The sequence below is a fragment of the Natrialba chahannaoensis JCM 10990 genome, assembly GCF_000337135.1.
In the GTDB taxonomy this organism is placed as follows: Archaea; Halobacteriota; Halobacteria; order Halobacteriales; family Natrialbaceae; genus Natrialba; species Natrialba chahannaoensis.
Genome location: NZ_AOIN01000043.1, coordinates 38,084 through 55,782 on the forward strand (window position 1 = coordinate 38,084; position 17,699 = coordinate 55,782).

Here is a 17,699-nt window from a genome sequence, read left to right on the forward strand (position 1 = left end):
TGTCGAACGTCTCGATTTGGTCAGCCGGAAAACATTCTCCGTCGCTGTTGCAAACTTTGCCAGACAGCCACATCTGCTACTGGTATTTCGACCAGTCGAGTCGCACGGTTTTCACTCAGAACGAAGGCGTTACTCTCCGGCGATTTCGCTCATTGAGGGCTCATATCTGTGCATTTTAGCATTTTCCAAGAAATAGTTATGAATATTTCAATTACCGACATCGAACTATGTCGTCTTCGTCGTCGGTCGATCTAGGACACTGCGTCGCAGGTGCGACTCTTGCTAGACCATTCGTTTGACCCACACGATACAGTTTTAGGTGTGCCTAAAATATATTGGTTGTGGGCCGTGAGAGCCCGAGTAGAAACAACATCCTATACACCAACATCATAACAACAGGAAATAATTATTCTGGAGCATAATTAGAAAATGGCGTTCAGGAACAGGTTACGGCCAGTAATAACGAGTATCGGAACGAAACGGATCTGGAGTCAAACTACCGACACATGACCGATCCATCACGAGCAAGCGACCGAACCGAGACGACAATCACAACGAGCTACACGGCCCCAGGAGCACCCACAGCGGTTTTCGAAACGACGATCGAGGAACTCGAGACAAGCCTTCACCGCCGTGATTTTCGATTCGAACCAGGTCCGGACGGACGGATCATCGAGGACGGATTCGATGTCGGTCGGGTCACCGTCTGGGAGCCCGGCGAGTTAATCGTCCTCGAGTGGCGCGGTGCCTCTTGGGAGCCCGATGAGGTGACGGAACTCGCCCTCACATTCGACCCATTTGAGGACGGGACGCAGGTGACGGTCGAACACCGTGGCTGGGGCCGGCTGATCGATGATCCAACCGACCTCGTCGGCTGGTGTGCCGGCGAACTCGTCGCGCCGCTATTCGAATCGACGGCACCCAAGACGTTTGGCGACTGGCTGACAGACCGCCAGGCGCGCACTCCTGCTGGCGAACACGCCCGCGAAACTTACAGTGAGCCCCTGTATCACTACCCGGCTTTTCACCTGTTGCTCGACGAACTCGAGCTTTCGCCCGACGACCACCTGCTTGAGATCGGTTGCGGCGGCGGCGCATTCCTTGAACGAGCCCTCGATCACGGTTGTCATGCGGCCGCGATCGATCACAGCCGCGAGATGGTGGAGGTCGCCCGCCGAACAAACCGTAAGGCAGTCGACGAGGGTCAGCTTCGGGTACAGGAAGCTGACGCTGCGGCGCTCCCGTTCGACGATGACACCTTCACCTGTGCGATGATGACGAAGGTGCTAGGCCTCCTCCCTGATCCGGTTGCCGCCCTCGAAGAGCTTCACCGTGTGCTGGAGCCCGGCGGCCGGATCGTTATCGAGGGAAGTGACCCCGAACTACGGGGGACCGTCGCCGCACCCGAACCTCTTGCATCGCGCTTGGCGTTCTACGAGAGTGAAGACCTCGAGAAGATCGCTCGAGACGCCGGCTTCGAGGAGGTTGCGGTCGTCCGCCGGACACTCGAGCCGTACGCCGAAACGGTCGGCGTTCTCGAGGCGCACCGCTCGCTCTTCGAGTACCGCGCTCGAGTGCTACAGGCACGAAAAGCGTGAGGGTATGGAGGCTCGACTCGGCCTCACAAAGCGAAACACTTCGCGAGCGGGCTCGGCCCCTATCTCGTTCCCGCTGAGAATATCGACGTTCTCGAGGCTCCGATGACTACCCGCGTCAATGGCGAGGTCTGGGTAGAGGGCACCGTCGACGAAATGTGCCACTCGTTCACCGCTATCATCGAACACGTCTCCCAGCCCGAGACGCTCTCCCCTGGTGATGTTCATCGGCAGCGCCACCGTCGGCGAGGGTTGTGGGCTCAAACGCCGCCAGTAGCTCGCGGATGGCGAGACGGTGGCACTCGAGATTGTGGGTATCGAAGTACTCGAGTACTCGTCGTCGACTCGGGATAGGCAGTTCGCTCGCCGCTATGCGCCGCCGCGAAAACAGGCTGATTCTCTTAGTCGAGTAACAGTAGCTCCCAGAGCCGCTCGACATCGCCGTCGAAGCGCTCGAGTAACTCGCGCATCTCAGCGCGGTGCTCGCTCGTCACGCGCACGTGGACCATCCCCTCGTCGGGCTGGCCATAGACGACGCTTGCACCCTCGGGTGCGGCGGCGATTGCGGGGACAGCAACCAGATCTTCCTCGCCGTCGACCAACACCGTCGCCGGCTCCTCGTCGTCGAGCCCCTCGCGGAGCGCGCGGATCACGTCGCCGGAGAGCTCGGCCGGCGGGTTGACGGCCTCGTGGGTTGGCTCTGTTGTGACAGTGTCGCGGATCTCCTCGTCGACAGCGTCGCGCTTGGTTCGCTCGTCGACGAACGCCACGTCGGGGATGCGGCCGGCCTGCAGCAGGTGATATGTGACGACATCGCCGACAGCGATGAGCGGGCCGTTGACGGACTCGAGTAGCTGTTGGGCGTCCGTTTCAATTGGGCCCATCGGCTCCTTGAGCTCGTGGCGGAGGTCGTCAGGTAAAACCAGTAGCTGGTCATAGTCGCGGTTGTGAGCGTCGTCGCTCTGGGCGCGGTTGCGGTCCGCGTTGCCCGTACTGGTGTCGTCAGCTGTCACAGCGATCGATCGATTACCGGACCTTGAGGGCGTACGCGCCTGGTTCGGTGACCTGCATCTCGCTTGCAATCTCGCTGTCTTCGGGGTGGGCGATGACGACGTAGCCCGCCCAGTCCTCCGTCAGTGACGAGGAGTTACAGGCGTCACAGGTTTCGCTATCCGGGTCGTTGACCCGGTGACACTCACGACAGACGAGACGGTCGGCTGCCATCGTTATTCACCTGCGGTTGCTTCTTGGTGCTCGTGTTCGTTCTTGAGCCAGTCGTGCTTGCCAAGTCCGGGCTGTTTCGCCGTGAGACCGATCTTCGAGTCACGTGGATTGCGCTCGTCAATGCTCTTGGTGACGATGCGGGCGCGGATCGGATCGCCAACACCCAGCGTGCGGTTGGACTCGTTCGAAGCAAGCTGTTGGTTCTCGGCGTCGAACGCCAGATATTCGTCGCTGATCTGGGAGACGTGGAGCAGTCCGTCGACGGGGCCGATGCCGACGAACGCGCCGAACTCGACGACCTCGACGACAGTCCCGTCGACGACCTCCTGCATCTGTGGGTCGAACGTGACGGCGTCGAAGTCGGCCTCGTAGTAGACGCCCGGTCGGTTCGGCAACACCGTTCCATCACCGATATCACGCACTTCGGTGACGGAGACGATACTTCCGACGTCTTCGTCCATTCGTCCCTCGAGCTTGTCCTGTAGCAGTCGCTTGACGAGCGTCGGCGACACGTCGCCGAGCTCCTCCGGCGGTACCTCCACCGTATCCTTCAATCTAACCCGTTTGTACATCTATGGTTGAGTGATCGCTAACTTGTTTCTCCCGCGTAATGCAATTACCGGTCTGTTCGCCTCGAGTACCCGGTCGCGCAGCGGCCGGTCGTTGGTGACGACGTAGTCGACGATGCCCTCGCGGGCGAGTTCGACGAGTGCGTCGTCGGCGTATGAGGCCTCGGTGTCGACGACGAGGCAGCGTTCGGTTGCCAGATCGTGGCCGACGTTCGCGGCGGTGCCTTCTCGCCCGCCCTTTTCGGAGAGCCGGCGCAGTTCTTCGATGACCGCCTGTGGTGCTGTGGGTTCGAACGAGTCGAGTAGTCGCTCAAGTTCGTCGAACAGTCGTACGTCGAGTTCGACTGGCATCATCAGCGCACTCGTATCGAGGGCGACCCGGGTGCTCATCGTGTCTCTCGTATCAGTGCTACTCCTGTAGCGTTCCAAGACCGATCAGCCGCCAGCGAGCGCCAATGCGACGGTTGATCGCGATTTTTGCGCCCGGTTCGGCGGTGACAGGTCGCTTGAGGTTAACCTCGCACTCGCCCTCACGGGCGCTCGTCACTGCGCCGACGGTGGTGGCCGTGCCGACGGTCATCATCAGCGGTTCGCCGGTGCTGATATCGTCGACCTCGCCGCCGTCGGTGCCGACGACGCGCTCTAGCAGATCGACATCCATGGTGAACTGCTGCCAGGTCGGGGGCAGCGATCCCGGTGGACCTGCGATGCGTCCGGCGAGGGCGTCACCCTTCGTCAGTGCTGGGTCGAGCCCGGTTCCGACGCCGAGGAGCCCGCCTGGCGTGACGGTGTCTGCAGTTTCGCCACCTGCCTGTAGCGAGCGGATCGTCGTCTCGATGGGGACGTACTCGGTCTGGCCGCCCTCTTCGACCTCTCGGCCTGGTTTGATCTCGATCTCGTCACCGGACTCCAGTTCTCCCTCGACGAGACTGCCGCCGAGGACACCGCCGGTGAGATCAGCGGCGCTGGTCCCCGGCTTGTTGATGTCGAAACTGCGGGCGACGTGCATCCGAGCGTCGGCGTCAGGATCGCGGTCGGGCGTCGGGATTTCTTCTTCGATCGCCTGAATCAGCAGGTCCATGTTGACCTCCTGGCCGGCCGAGACGGGGACGACGGGTGCGTCTTCGGCGACGGTGCCCTCAACGAATTCCTGGATCTCCTGGTAGTTGTTCTGGGCCTGCTCGGTACTGACGAGGTCGACCTTGTTCTGGGCGATGACGATGTTGTCGATCCCGATGATGTCGAGCGCCATCAGGTGCTCTTCGGTCTGGGGCTGTGGGACGGGCTCGTTCGCGCTGACGACCAGCACGGCACCGTCCATCAGCGACGCGCCGGAGAGCATCGTCGCCATCAGCGTCTCGTGACCCGGTGCGTCGACGAACGAGACGGTCCGCAGCGGCTCGCTCTCTGAGCCGTCTTCACACTCCGCTTTGACCGTGTAGCGCTCGGGTTCTTCCAGATCGGGACACTCGCGGAACGTCGCATCCGCGTAGCCCAGCCGAATGGAGATTCCGCGCTTCATCTCCTCCGAGTGCTGGTCCGTCCACGAACCGCTTAGCGCCTGCACCAGCGTCGTCTTGCCGTGGTCGACGTGGCCGACGAGTCCGATGTTCACCTCCGGTTGTTGAGTTCCTGCCATAAGACGATGAGTAATCTTAGGTAGGCCTTCCCTCGTGCGATTGATAAACCTACTGTTCTGCCGGCGTCCATGCTGTGGCGACCGTTCCGTCCATCTGGCAGTCTCCGCGTTCGATTGGTCCGCTGGTAGCGATGCCGAAATCGATCACTGTGACACCTTATAGGACCCTTCGTCCAACCGTTTCCCGGGGAGTGCGAACGTCTGGACGGTCGACAGACAGAGAAAGGGTGCGGATCCTTACAAAAGATGGTTTGAGCGAACCACTTTGATCCCTGCTCGCGTACACCGCACCATGAGCGAGTCAAACAGCGTGATCGACCATGACCGGAATCTGGATCACGATCACGAGCCCGATCACAATCGCGACCACGATCACGGAACCAATCACCACACCCAGGGGATACTCGAGTGCACCGACTGTCTGGACCCCGCCGAGGCGTTCGCGCTGGTCGGCAACGAGGTTCGCCTCTCGATTCTCGAGGCGTTGTGGGCTGCCGAGGAATCACCGGTTTCGTTCTCGGAACTGCGCCGTGAAGTCGGCATGCGCGATTCGGCGCAGTTCAACTATCATCTCCAGAAGCTAACGGGACATTTTGTCACCCAACAGGAGGAGGGCTACGCGTTCAAACACGCCGGTGAGAAGATCGTTCGGTCGGTGATCGCGGGCTCGTTCAACGAACATCCGTCGATCGACCCGTTCACAGTCGAGGGTACGTGTTTCGCCTGTGACGGGGCGCTGGAGGCGATATACGAGGACGAACGACTCGCTATCGACTGCCGAGCCTGCGGTCAGGGTCACGGCGAGTACGCGTTTCCACCTGGTGGCCTGGCCGACCGGACGCGAGCCGAAATCGCCGATGCGTTCGACCAGCGGGTGCGTCACCTACACTGTCTGGCCGCCGACGGCGTCTGTCCGGAGTGTAGCGGTCGGATGGAAACCCGAATCGTCGAAGAGGACGACTGCTGTCTCGGTGTCAGTCTTCGCGTCGACCACGAGTGTCGTCAGTGTGCTCACACGCTCTGCTCGGCCGCCGGCCTGCGCCTGCTCGATCACTCCGAGGTCGTCACGTTCCATCGCGAACGCGGCGTCTCGCTCGACAATCGACCCTACTGGACGCTGCCATGGTGTGTCTCCGACGAGTTCACGCGCGTCGTCGACCGTGACCCCTACCGGTTCGAAGTCCGGCTCCCGCTCGCAGGTGACGAACTTCGGGTGGCGATGGATGACGAGCTCACGGTACTCGAGACCAGAGCCGTCAGCGACTGAAACGAACTCCATTGCCATCCTTCGCCCTAAAGGGTGAGGCTTTCTCCTTGACTCTCCGTAACACCCGCGAATCCGACCGCTTTTCTCGGTCGCGCGCCTTGTTCGACTGTGTCGGAGTTCGCGTTTGAACTCGCGCTCTGTGCGCATCTCGAGCAGTCCCGCAAGCCGCCGGTAGCGGGCGCTGACCAACTCACCGCCCGCCAGCTCGGCGGAAGCGTCGCTGATCCTGGCGGCCGAATTCTGGACATCGTCTGCATCGAACCTGGTCCCGAGTTCGACGAGCGCGCCGCGATTACGGACGCGGAGATTCCGGACGCTGCCATCGAATCCGCCGTCGGCACCGGACGATCGCGCTACTGGAAAGATGCCTTCGACTGTCATCCGAACCACGCACGCCGAGCGATGGAGCGGGCCTGTGAGATTGGCTTCTTCGAATCCAAGCGGCGCAACGGCCGCGAGTACGTGCGGCAGGTCGCGCGGTACCCCGATTGGTACGACCGCATCGTCGCCATCGAGAACAAACCTGACCTCGGCCGGCCCGGTGACCTCAAGATGCAACTCCGAACCGACGTGAGCTTGGCGCTGGTCGACCAAGTGATTCTGGCAACGGAGAGCTACGTCACGCGAGCACACCTGCATCGCCTCCCTGATCCGGTCGGCGTCTGGCGGGTGCATCGGGACCGTGAGAGCGACGCCCCCTCGGCACTGGAACGTGGGGACGAGGCCGCGATTGGAGTCGGAGTCGAGATCGACGTCGTCCGTGAGCCGACACCGTTACCCACCGCCGAGCCGGGAATCGAACCGCTCGCGTTCGAACCGGGCCGGACTGAGATTGAGCCCGTTTCAGCCGCTGCAAAGGAACGAGCGCGGCGTCGACTCGCCGAACGAGCCTACGGCAAGGGCTGGCGGACGTACGACTTCCCGGACTGTGCGTCCTGTGTCCTGACCGACGAGGCGGGTGCGACGTTGCCCTATTGCGCGTGGGCGGACGCTCTCGTCGATGCGAACGCAGACTGTGGTCCTGGCTGCCCGGGCTACGAACCGGCAGTCGCTCCCGAGGTCGATCTCGACGCAGAACGTGATCGACAAACAGCCTGGCGCGCGTCACCCAGTGGACATCGTCGCCACCAGTCTGGGCTGGATCAGTTCCGGTGAGTTACTGCACGAGAACAAGTCAGACCGCCACTGCTACCCACGGGACCTACTGCTCGCGGTCGCAGGAGTTCAGGACTCCTCTTCGACGCGCCCGTACCGGTCCTCGACTGTCGCGAGGTACCTCGCCAGAAACGCGTCAGTCTCTTCCTCGCCGGCGTGGAGTTCGACGAGGATGTCCTCGAGTTCGTCGCGCGGCTGGTGACAGAGCTCGTTGTGACAGGTCGGACAGAGGTGTTCGAACTCCTTGTCGCGGCGGTCCCACTGGTTGCCGTACTTGTCGTACTCTCTGGCAGCAGACCGTGGGATGCCGTCACCGCAGGCGAGACACGTGACCGTCGCCGACGGGGATCGGGAGGACCATGGCCACATAGGTATCCCAACACCATGTGGTTACTTAGCAATTGTCACACGTTCGTTTTAGCGGGAGTATCTGCGTAGAGAATCGGTTGGCGAACGAACTAGTCGCCGTTCAAATTGGTCGCTCGAGCGGCCTGTCCGGTCCGATAGTACCGCACCCAGAGCCACTGCAGCGGCGCGATCAGTAGCGGGACGAAGAACGCGACCCAGAGTTCGACGAGCGCGACGCCGATCGAGAACACGAAGACTGCGGGGGCGATCAGCCCGCGGATCGTTACCAGTCTCGCCGTCCACTCGTCGATATCGTCCGCAATAAAACCCGACCGCGCGGCGTAGCTCCAGACGAGCGTCAGCAGCGTTCCGACCAGAATAATGTTGGTCGCATACATCGCCCAGGCGAACTGCGTCCCGTACAGCCCCATGATCTCCGTCGGATACGGCAGAAACGAAATCGAGAGCAAGAACAAGAGGTTCAGCCACAGCAACGTCCGGTCGTGGTCAACGATATTCCGAAAGAGGTTGTGGTGTACAATCCAGTAGACTCCGACCACCAAGTAACTCAGCAGGTAACTGAACAACAGTGTCTCCTGATCCGCAAGCGCTCCCGGTAACTCTCCCGCGGAGACATCCGGCACCTCAAACTGCAACACCAGCAACGTCAACACGATCGCAAACAACCCGTCGCTCAACCCTTCCATTCGGTCCGTCCCCTCACCGCCGAGCGAGTCGATCATAGCTGCCGTACACCAGGCGAGACAATGACTGTACGTGACCGACCCGGCTCACTCCCGTACATCGCTGTGTCGATACCTGCTCTCACAGGGTTACGAACTCACGAATTCACGAACTCACGAATTCACGAACTCACGAACTCACGAGATCATGAGATTACGAGGACTCAGAACCACTCCGCTCGTCTTCGGGTATCTCGAGTGTACCCGTTGGATCGATCACCGTTCGGTCCGGAATGGGTTCTTCGGCCGATGGATGGCGGGCGACCAATCGCTGAAAGCGCGTCAGGTCAGGTGACTTGTCGGTCTCGATCTCCTCGTACTCGACGACGATCCGGTCACCCTCGGCGAAGATCCGGTAGTAGTTCAGTCGAAATGAGGGATAGTAGACACCCGGAAGTCTTGAGAACCGGGTTTCGACGTGCTGGAGTTTCTTCAGCCAGGTGCCGGTGTTGACGACGACCCGATCACCCCACCGGGTGAGCGACGCGCGGTGCGTGTGGCCGTAGACGAAGACGGCGACGTCGGGGTGAGTTTCGAACACGTTCCTGGCGGCCCGGAGAAACGGTTCGTCGCCCTGGCCGACGCGAACGCCGGAGAGCACAACGCCGAAGCGTTCGAGCGTGTGCTTGAGATCGCGTCTGAACAGCCAAAACGGAATCGCGAGTAAGAGCAAGACGACGATGATCACGACGTTGATCGTGATGATGAGTTCGAGAACGATGTCGCCGACACCGAGTGCGTGGACCACCGGATTGTCGGTAAACACCGACGACGGGATGATCCCGGCGGCCTCGAGTGCCGTTCCGGCCAGGTAGAGGAGCGTGATGTTGAAGAAGAGCAACAGCGGGACGACCACTGCCCGCAGGAACGGGCTCATCTCTCGGTAGAAGTAGTTCGAGAGGAGCCAGCGGGGAATCTCCTCCATCGGTGCGACCGACTGGATATCGCGCAACCAGTCGCCTCTGGCCCGGTCGGAGTACCGGCCAGCGGCGGCGACGATTCGCTGGACGACGAAGTAGCCGACAGGGAGCGCGTCGGGGTTCCCCCAGTCGGGCATTCGGTTGTTCGCATCGTGTTGCTGGCCGTGCTCGATCCAGATTTGCGGATGTCCATCGCTGTGATTGCCGCCGCTGTCGACGGCGACTTCCCGTGTAATCGCAATCTCCGGTTCGAGCGTCAGGTTATACTCCGCGAGCCGGTCGACCGCCGACGGATAACAGGCGAGGTCGTAGTCGTGGTTCCCCGGAATGAGCGTGATATCGATCACCTCACCGGTCGCGCGGAACTGTTCGAACACGCGCGGATGATCCTCGATCACCTGCTCGAGCTTCGCCGGCCCCGTCACCTCGGCGTACTCCCACAACCCGAAGGTGTCGCCGTTGATGATTAGTTCGACATCGCCGCCGCGCTTCTCGAGTGTCTCGAGAAACGAGAGCAGTTCGTCCTCGAAGTCGAGCGCCGAGAGTTCCTCGTCGCCGCCCATGTGGAGGTCGCTGATGAAGACGTATTCGCTGGCCATCGGCCGTAGTCTGATTCCCTACCAGCCACAGTGCGATAGTGGTTCCCCCGGTGGCTGGCCTCTCACTCTCGGCCGCCCTTTTGCCCCGTCTACGACCTAGCCCGCGCCAAATCTATTCTATTAAATGGGTTGGCACGGTAGCACGGGTATGGAAGTTAAATCTCGCCACCACCTTCGCAGCGACGATGTCTCGTCACTCGAGTCCGATCTCTCTGAGAAGCTTGGTGTGACACCGGACGGTGACACGTACGAACGTGTCGAATTCGAAGACGCGGACCGCGAGGTCATTCTCATCGACGGCGAGCCACAGGTTGCGTTCTTCGACGAGGTGCCGTTTTTGACGGTTCGCGGTGCGAACGCCTACGAGCCTGAACGGCGGTTGGTGACGGTCGACGCCGGTGCGATTTCGTTCGTCAGCGACGGGGCGGACGTGATGCGGCCGGGGATTACGGAGGCAACTGAGGACATTTCACCGGACGATCTGGTTGTCATCGCGGAGGAGTCCCACGGCAAGGTGCTGGCTATCGGTCGTGCTCGCGTTGAGGGGGTGGAGATGGCCGGTGACGAGGGGAAGGTCGTTGATTCGCTCCACCACGTTGGTGACGAGTTGTACGAATTCACGGCGTAACGTAGCTAACACGCTCTTAGCTGGACTTGTTGAGATCCTCAAACGGTAATCAATTTAGGATCATACTGAATGCAGCACACGAATGTGGCATTCGTTAGGAGTCAATAACCGAAGAGTGACGATTTCTCAGCATGGGAGAGAGAAGGTGCTCCAAATGGAATTTTACTGCATATCTCACCTCCATCGTTCAGTAGTTGAAATCAATCATCTATGAGGGTGAGTCGGTGAGCGCTTCGGAATCTTCCGATTTCAGGTGGACTTCAAGAATACCGTTCTTGAACCACGCTTCCTTCATTTCGGGCGCAGCCAGCGGAAGATCAACTCGTCCAACGACAGTTCCAGTCTTCTTGATGATGAGTTCGTTTGTTCTTGGGGTCATCCCAACCGTGATGTCGTCTAAACTGGCACCAAGCATGTCCGCAGTGACGATGAACGTGTCGTCGCTGACGCGAGTGTCGAGTAAGCACTCGTCAGACTTCGATTCGCGCGTCCGTTTCTTCCGCTTGTGTTTCCCGGTGTCTGCACGCTGATTCTGCTTTGTTTGCTTTCTATCAGCAGCGGGATGTGGCTGTGAGGGTGTTCTGGAGGGCGCTGTGCCACTTGTGTCCCCTTCAACTGCGTTCCGCAATCCATCGGCCAGTGATCGCAACCCGGCTTGAAGAGAGGTCTCAAGCGCGGCTCCAAGAGAGTTCTCCTCGCGTGGACTATCAGATTTCGATGATTCGCTGACTTCCCGGTCATTTTTGTCTCCATCGACCATGAATGTCCACCACTTGTATGGTTCTATCTGTCTCACACCGGGATAAGATGCTGGATTCACAACTTATTGTGATTTATCAGTACCCTTACCTATTGCCAGGAAGCCACACGATATATTCGCAGGTTCTCTTTCGGCTAGTTCTATGGTAGTCGGATGAAATACAGTCGGCCGGCGACCTCGACGATGGCACCGATACTGAACGAGAGTAGGACGATTCCTAGAACTGTCTGCTTTTTCGAGGCAGTCGCGAGTGTATCGGGTTCATGCCAAACTCTTCTTCTTTTCTGAAATATGAGTGCTTTCGATTACTGGCGTCTCTGTTCGTCTACCACTCAGCTTTCCGCTGCTTCGTCGAGCGAATCTTGTTCGTACGCCTCCGCGTAGCGCTCGAGTGTGGCTTCGTATCCATCCACCGCGAGCTCGTAGGTTTCCTGCAGGTCCGCGACTGGCGTCTCGGTCGCGTCCACGCGCAAATCGTTGTATAGCTTCGTCACATCGTGGGACTCCGTCGACTCGACGACCACAGCCGCGCTCTGGACCGTCAGCTCCTCGCGCTTGTCGCCGCCCTGCTCGTGACCCGCCGCCAGCGCGTTGATGAGCCGCTTTGCGAGCGGGGCAGAGCCGTCACCCTCGCGCGGACTCCCGTCCGTCTGGTCCTCCGTTTCGTGCACCGCTGCATCCGCGTAGGCCGCTGCCGTCTCCTCGATCACCGCTTCGCCGGTGAGCAGATTCCCGGCAACCGTGAAGTGTTCGCCCTCCTGGTAACCGAACCAGTCACCACACTCCGCACCCGAAAAGGCGAACGTCTCCTCGGCGTCGACGCCGTGGAGTTGTCGCTGGGGTGCACCGTCATCTGTGTTGAGGAGGGACTCGAGTGCGTCGCCAACGCTGAGGCCGTCGTCGATGTACTCGATGCCGGTGCGGCCGAGGTCGATGTTGACGAGGCTCTGGGTGGCGACGGCCCCGTTTTCGCTGACGAAGGGACAGAGAGTGCCGACGCCGGGAAGGCGGGTTGTGACGGCGACGCCGAAGCGCTCGTGTTCTTTGCTGTCAGGAGTGGTATAGGATTCGTGGACGCAGATGCTGAAGGTCATCGGCTGGGGTGACGGACTGAGAGTCAAAAAGCGTAGAGGTGGCGGCTAGTCCGTGGGTGACTGCACGTGAGTTGTTCGACGTTGGTTGCGGGGCGTGGGGCGTTGGTGCTTGCTGTATGTGCTCACCGGTGGTCGTTCGACGGAGACGACGCAGTGTGGTAGCGTGTCGGACGAGACAGACAGCCAACATAATTGGGATGCTGAGTGTCTGTCTGACGTAAGAACTATACTGGCGGCCCCGGTGGGTAACGGCAATGGGACTGATGAGTAAGATTCTCGGTGGCAACCAGTCGCGGACTGCCGAGGACTACGTCGAACTGGACCTCGACGACGTCTCGGCGAGTTCGGCCGACGCGGCGGCGATGCAGGTACATATCGCGGAAGTCGGCAGCCAGGCGGATGCAATCGATATCAAGGACGCCGTCTACGACGGCGACATCGTTATCGCGGACATCACTCGACTGCGAACCGAGGACAGCACCGTTGAACACATCGTTGACGAACTGCGCCAGGTCGCCCAGGAGGTCGACGGCGACATCGTCCGCAAGGGCGAGGATCAGATGATCATCACGCCGACTGGTGTCCACATCAGTCGGGAGAAACTCGGGCAGCAGTTGTAGGTTTCTCAGGGAGTCTCGCTGGCGCTTTTGATCTCGGTCTTGATTTCATCCAGGAGCGACTGCTTCGTGTTGCGGGTGCACTCACGCTCCATCAACGTGTCTATAGTACCAACTGCAACTAGTTACACACTGATCGCACAGTTGCCGTACGATCAGGTGTGCAGTGACTTGCAGTGGCTACTATAGTTATACTGTCTACTCGCCGACATATCGGGACATACTGTCTATGAACTGTGTGTTAGAACTGTCCACCGAAACGAGACGGTGAATTCGTCTGTCGAAGTAATATACCGCACCCGTTGGCCGAAATCACACGACGAACGTGAGGACGAACGCGCCGACCATCACGATACCGAGCCAGAGGGCGAAGATAATTGCTGCGTGCGATCCAGTTAATGCCTCTCCATCGAGGAATTCACTGACTTCCATTGGTCGGGTATCAGGTGGCTACTCTCGTAAGCCGCAGGCTGATTCCCTTGCTGTGGGAACGTCCGACACAATCCTAAATGACCGAACAGGTTTGAACGTGTGGCTCGCATCGATACTGTCTTCGAGAAACGGGCCGCAGGAATTGCTGTCTCGATACATCGACACGCTCGCGGCAGTCTTCGCTCACGCCGGAATTGACTTACAACAGTTCGTCTCACAAGAGGTATGGATGTCATTCACACGGCACTCTGGGTATCGAACCTCGAGCAGACACGGTCCTTTTACGTCGACGCGCTGGGGCTGACGGAAAATTGGTCGTTCGAAACGGACGACGGCGTCGAAAACGTCTACATAGGGGGTGAAAACGCGGAGTTCCAGTTCAAGCACGATCCTGCTGGCGGCCCTGAAATCGATTCCGGAACGATGGCTCACGTCGCCGTCGGCGTTGAGCGTACCGATGATGTTTTCGACCGACTGATTGCCCAGGTCGATCCACCCGTCGAGATGGAACCGACGACGATGGCAGAGATTGGCTGTCGAGTTGCGTTCGTTGAAGATCCTGACGGCTACGTCGTCGAACTTGTCGAACGGATAGACACCTGATCATGCTTTATGAGTTGGAACCGACTGCGGAAATCTGTGACCAGGAAGCGCCTCGCGTCTGTTGACAGATTACGGCGAGAAAACGACAATACTTTTCCATCGGCGACTGAAATTCCACGGTATGGCAGACGACCTTAAAAAAGGGCTTGAGGGCGTCCTGGTCGCAGAGTCAGACCTCAGCTCGATCGATGGTGACGCGGGACGGTTGATCTACCGTGGCTACGCGATCGAGGACCTCGCCCGTGGCGCAAGCTACGAAGAAGTCCTCTACCTCCTCTGGAACGGCCACCTCCCCTCCGAGGACGAGCTCGCGTCGTTTACCGAGGCGCTTACCGAGGAACGCACCGTCAGCGACGACGTGCTCGCAACGATGGAGCGTCTCGCCGACGCCGGCGAGCGGCCTATGGCTGCCCTCCGGACCGCTGTCTCGATGTTTTCGGCAACCGAACCCGAAACCGACGCTGATCCCGAAAACCTGGATGCGACGCTTCGCAAGGGTCGGCGAATCACCGCCAAGATTCCGACCGCGCTCGCCGCTTTCGAACGCTACCGACTCGGCGAGGAGCCGGTCGATCCCGACCCCAATCTGGGACTCGCCGCGAACTTCCTCTACATGCTCACCGGCGAGCAACCCGACGACATCGCTGCCGAAACCTTCGACCAGGCGCTCATCCTCCACGCCGACCACGGCCTGAACGCCTCTACGTTCACCTCGATGGTCATCGGCTCTACGATGGCAGACATCTACAGCGCCGTCACTGGCGGCATCAGCGCGCTCTCCGGCCCGCTCCACGGCGGTGCCAATCAGGACGTCATGGAAGTCCTGATCGAAATCGACGAGAGCGATCTCGACCACCGCGAGTGGGTCGAACAGGCCACCGACGAAGGCCGACGCATCCCCGGCTTCGGCCACCGCGTCTACAACGTCAAAGATCCCCGCGCGAAGATCCTCGAAGAACGGAGCAAGGAACTCGCCGCAAACGGCGACGACAAGTGGTACAACTACACCACGACCATCGAGCAGTACCTCTCCGAGGAGAAGGGCTTAGTCGAGAAGGGCATCGCACCGAACGTCGACTTCTACTCCGGCTCGGTCTACTACCAGCTTGGCATCCCGATCGACATGTACACCCCGATCTTCGCCATGAGTCGCACCGGCGGTTGGATCGCACACGTACTCGAGTACCAGGACGATAATCGCCTGATCCGACCGCGCGCCCGGTATACGGGTCCGGAGGACCAGGAGTTCGTGCCGATCACGGAGCGGTAACGGTACGCCGTAGAGCGGTTCGTTTTCTTGTTCTGACCGTGCTCGTTTTGTCTTGTCTGATCGTGTTTGTCACCACCGTGATCGCTCGTCGCGGAGTCATCTCGAGCGCGTCGCAACCAAAAAGTAGCCGCCCCGAGATGGTTCGCCCGTCCTGTGTGTGCTCATGCCCTCACTTTCGTCTTCGTCTATGGAACGCTGACTGACCGCGAACAGGCCAGCGCCGTCCTCGGTACCGAGTGGCCAGATACCGAAATCGTCGGCGACGCGGTCCTCGAGGGCTGTCGTCAGGTCGACGGCCAGTACCCGACGCTCGCGCCGGCTGGCTCGGCGACGGATGACTCGGTGATGGATAACGCAGCAATGGAGGTCGAGACGACGGACGGCGAGACAACCGGTAGCGAAACGACAGCTGGCGAGACAACCGGAACACTACTCACCGTCACCGATTCGGGGCTCGAACGACTCGATCGGTACGAAGGCGTCGAGCATGGTCTCTACGTTCGCGTTCAGGTTCCGTGGCTCACGAGTATGGATGCGGATGCGGATGTGGACCCGGACGTGGCTGCGGATATGGACCTGGGGACAGGCGCGAACGCGGACGGCCGTCCGGTGGACGAGGACGGGCAGCCCCCGGTCTGGACCTACGTCGGCAACCCCGATCGGCTCGGCACCGAGTCAGTACTCGAGTGGCCCCGAGCCCCAACCTTCGAGGACGGTGTTCGCGACTACATTGAGACACACGATGTCGGTGTTCGACTGGCGAAAGACAGCCGTCCGCCGGACGTCTGACGCCGCTTCGATCCCGGTGCCTGCTTGCGATTTCACTTTCACTCTGGAGGGGTGGGTTTTATGGTGTCTGCGTGCCCGTCTATACTCGCACGTCACACGCCGTGCATTCCCTGTATCCCTGTCGTGTTGCCGCTGGCAGCACGTTCCTGTTCCTGTCGGGGTAGTGGGGGTGGGGTCCGCCCGCTCGATCGTCCCCGACAGTCTTACAATATATGACGAATAGGCACGCATATGATCGAACTCGCTGACGTTCTCGAAGCTCAGGACCGGGTACGTGAAACATCCAGACACACCCCACTCGAATATTCACACACCTATTCGTCGATGACTGACGCCGATGTCCACTTCAAACTCGAGACCTTCCAGCGGACGGGGTCGTTCAAGATCCGCGGTGCGACGAACCGCGTCGCGACGCTCTCTGAAGCGGAAAAAGACGCAGGAGTCGTCACCGCAAGCGCGGGGAACCACGCCCAGGGTGTCGCCCTCGCGGCCACGCGCTCCGGCGTCGACTCGACCATCGTCATGCCCGAACACGCGCCCATCTCGAAGGTCAAAGCGACCCGCAACTACGGCGCGAAGGTCGTCCTCGACGGGACGGACTACAACGAGGCCGCCCAGCGCGCCCACGAACTCGAAGAGAAAGAAGACCGCACGTACGTCCACGCCTTCGACGACGAGTACGTGATGGCCGGTCAGGGAACGATCGGCCTCGAAATCCTTGAGGACTGCCCTGACGTCGACACCGTCGTCGTCCCCATCGGCGGCGGCGGCCTCATTAGCGGCGTTGCCGCGGCGATCAAGGAGAAACGACCCGAGACGCGCGTGATCGGTGTCCAGGCCGAGGGCGCATCGAGTGCGGCGACCTCACTCGAGAAGGGCGAGCGAATTTCGCTCGACGGCGTCGACACCATCGCGGACGGGATCGCGACGCGAAGCGTCGGCGAGAAGCCGTTCCGCCATATTGAGGAGCACGTTGACGAGGTCGTCACGGTCTCGGACTCCGAAATCGCGGTCGCGATCGTTTACCTGCTCGAGCGCTCGAAGACGTTGGTCGAGGGTGCTGGCGCGGTGCCACTTGCCGCACTCTTGTTCGAGCATTTCGAGTACGACGCGGGCGAGACCATCGTGCCGATTCTCTCGGGCGGCAACGTCGACCTCAACACGCTCACCAACATCATTGTCCGTGGCCTCGTCGAGACTGGCCGCTATCTGAAGATCAGAACCGTGCTCAAGGATCGACCGGGGGCACTCGAGAAACTGCTCGAGATTTTCACCGAGTATCAGGTCAACATCTACGCGATTTACCACGACCGCACCTCGCGCGAGGTCGAGATGAGCGATACGGAAGTCGAGATCGAACTCGAGATGCGCGGCCCTGACCACGTCGATGCGTTTCTGGAGTCACTCCGAGAGGAGGGGTACGTGGTCGATATTCTGGCCTGATCGG

At 60.3% G+C, this 17,699-nt stretch carries 20 protein-coding genes; 10 read left to right on the forward strand and 10 right to left on the reverse strand.

Features of this window, described 5'->3' with window-relative positions; all coding sequences use genetic code 11:
* The first annotated feature begins 506 nt into the window (after positions 1–506).
* Entirely contained in the window at positions 507–1,598 is a 1,092-nt protein-coding gene (locus tag C482_RS22260) for a methyltransferase domain-containing protein (protein WP_006166629.1), read from the forward strand.
* An 81-nt stretch (positions 1,599–1,679) separates the two neighbouring features.
* Positions 1,680–1,949: a fumarylacetoacetate hydrolase family protein gene (locus C482_RS22265; RefSeq protein WP_338043501.1), complete on the forward strand. Its 270-nt coding sequence runs from the start codon at positions 1,680–1,682 to the stop codon at positions 1,947–1,949.
* A 47-nt stretch (positions 1,950–1,996) separates the two neighbouring features.
* Here the strand turns inward: C482_RS22265 and C482_RS06070 are convergent, their stop codons facing one another.
* Genes C482_RS06070 through C482_RS06090 form a run of 5 tightly spaced genes read right to left on the reverse strand, consistent with a single transcriptional unit; the run spans position 1,997 to position 5,027 of the window.
* Positions 1,997–2,608, reverse strand: coding sequence for a GTP-dependent dephospho-CoA kinase family protein (locus tag C482_RS06070; protein ID WP_006166630.1), 612 nt, complete (start codon positions 2,606–2,608; stop codon positions 1,997–1,999).
* Positions 2,609–2,621: 13 nt separating this feature from the next.
* On the reverse strand, positions 2,622–2,819 hold the full coding sequence (spt4, locus tag C482_RS06075) for a transcription elongation factor subunit Spt4 (protein WP_004217297.1): 198 nt from the start codon (positions 2,817–2,819) through the stop codon (positions 2,622–2,624).
* Positions 2,820–2,821: 2 nt separating this feature from the next.
* On the reverse strand, positions 2,822–3,391 hold the full coding sequence (locus C482_RS06080) for a DNA-directed RNA polymerase (protein ID WP_006166631.1): 570 nt from the start codon (positions 3,389–3,391) through the stop codon (positions 2,822–2,824).
* Positions 3,392–3,778 (reverse strand): PIN domain-containing protein, encoded by a 387-nt coding sequence (locus C482_RS06085; RefSeq protein ID WP_006166632.1) that lies wholly within the window; start codon positions 3,776–3,778, stop codon positions 3,392–3,394. It lies immediately after the preceding gene.
* Positions 3,779–3,797: 19 nt separating this feature from the next.
* Positions 3,798–5,027 carry a translation initiation factor IF-2 subunit gamma gene (locus C482_RS06090; RefSeq protein WP_006166633.1) on the reverse strand — a complete coding sequence of 410 codons (1,230 nt, stop codon included), beginning with the start codon at positions 5,025–5,027 and terminating at the stop codon, positions 3,798–3,800.
* A 292-nt stretch (positions 5,028–5,319) separates the two neighbouring features.
* Here C482_RS06090 and C482_RS06095 point away from each other — a divergent pair, with 292 nt between their 5' ends.
* Entirely contained in the window at positions 5,320–6,294 is a 975-nt protein-coding gene (locus tag C482_RS06095; RefSeq protein WP_006166634.1) for a winged helix-turn-helix domain-containing protein, read from the forward strand.
* A gap of 108 nt (positions 6,295–6,402) precedes the next feature.
* Entirely contained in the window at positions 6,403–7,449 is a 1,047-nt protein-coding gene (locus tag C482_RS06100; RefSeq protein ID WP_006166635.1) for a DUF5787 family protein, read from the forward strand.
* A gap of 69 nt (positions 7,450–7,518) precedes the next feature.
* Here the strand turns inward: C482_RS06100 and C482_RS06105 are convergent, their stop codons facing one another.
* The 3 genes from C482_RS06105 to C482_RS06115 all read right to left on the reverse strand — a co-directional run bounded on the left by C482_RS06105 (position 7,519) and on the right by C482_RS06115 (position 10,059).
* Positions 7,519–7,818, reverse strand: coding sequence for a DUF7562 family protein (locus tag C482_RS06105; protein ID WP_006166636.1), 300 nt, complete (start codon positions 7,816–7,818; stop codon positions 7,519–7,521).
* 89 nt (positions 7,819–7,907) lie between these two features.
* On the reverse strand, positions 7,908–8,540 hold the full coding sequence (locus C482_RS06110; RefSeq protein ID WP_006166637.1) for a TMEM175 family protein: 633 nt from the start codon (positions 8,538–8,540) through the stop codon (positions 7,908–7,910).
* A gap of 154 nt (positions 8,541–8,694) precedes the next feature.
* The gene (locus tag C482_RS06115; RefSeq protein WP_006166638.1) at positions 8,695–10,059 is read right to left on the reverse strand and encodes a metallophosphoesterase; all 1,365 of its coding nucleotides are present in this window, start codon (positions 10,057–10,059) and stop codon (positions 8,695–8,697) included.
* Positions 10,060–10,207: 148 nt separating this feature from the next.
* Here C482_RS06115 and C482_RS06120 point away from each other — a divergent pair, with 148 nt between their 5' ends.
* Positions 10,208–10,687, forward strand: a complete 480-nt coding sequence (locus C482_RS06120) for an RNA-binding protein (RefSeq protein WP_006166639.1) — start codon at positions 10,208–10,210, stop codon at positions 10,685–10,687.
* Positions 10,688–10,895: 208 nt separating this feature from the next.
* On the opposite strand, the gene C482_RS06125 is transcribed toward C482_RS06120, so the two are convergent.
* Together C482_RS06125 and C482_RS06130 are read right to left on the reverse strand one after the other, a co-directional pair.
* Positions 10,896–11,447, reverse strand: coding sequence for a gas vesicle protein GvpH (locus tag C482_RS06125; RefSeq protein ID WP_006166640.1), 552 nt, complete (start codon positions 11,445–11,447; stop codon positions 10,896–10,898).
* A 332-nt stretch (positions 11,448–11,779) separates the two neighbouring features.
* Positions 11,780–12,541 (reverse strand): DUF1028 domain-containing protein, encoded by a 762-nt coding sequence (locus tag C482_RS06130; RefSeq protein WP_006166641.1) that lies wholly within the window; start codon positions 12,539–12,541, stop codon positions 11,780–11,782.
* Positions 12,542–12,795: 254 nt separating this feature from the next.
* Here C482_RS06130 and C482_RS06135 point away from each other — a divergent pair, with 254 nt between their 5' ends.
* The 5 genes from C482_RS06135 to ilvA all read left to right on the forward strand — a co-directional run bounded on the left by C482_RS06135 (position 12,796) and on the right by ilvA (position 17,695).
* Positions 12,796–13,161 (forward strand): cell division protein SepF, encoded by a 366-nt coding sequence (locus C482_RS06135; RefSeq protein WP_006166642.1) that lies wholly within the window; start codon positions 12,796–12,798, stop codon positions 13,159–13,161.
* Positions 13,162–13,815: 654 nt separating this feature from the next.
* Positions 13,816–14,193 carry a VOC family protein gene (locus C482_RS06140; RefSeq protein ID WP_006166643.1) on the forward strand — a complete coding sequence of 126 codons (378 nt, stop codon included), beginning with the start codon at positions 13,816–13,818 and terminating at the stop codon, positions 14,191–14,193.
* A 121-nt stretch (positions 14,194–14,314) separates the two neighbouring features.
* Positions 14,315–15,463 (forward strand): citrate synthase, encoded by a 1,149-nt coding sequence (gene citZ / locus C482_RS06145; protein WP_006166644.1) that lies wholly within the window; start codon positions 14,315–14,317, stop codon positions 15,461–15,463.
* Between the two features lie 153 nt (positions 15,464–15,616).
* On the forward strand, positions 15,617–16,252 hold the full coding sequence (locus tag C482_RS06150) for a gamma-glutamylcyclotransferase family protein (RefSeq protein ID WP_006166645.1): 636 nt from the start codon (positions 15,617–15,619) through the stop codon (positions 16,250–16,252).
* 231 nt (positions 16,253–16,483) lie between these two features.
* Positions 16,484–17,695, forward strand: coding sequence for a threonine ammonia-lyase (gene ilvA, locus C482_RS06155; protein WP_006166646.1), 1,212 nt, complete (start codon positions 16,484–16,486; stop codon positions 17,693–17,695).
* The last annotated feature ends 4 nt before the right edge of the window (positions 17,696–17,699 follow it).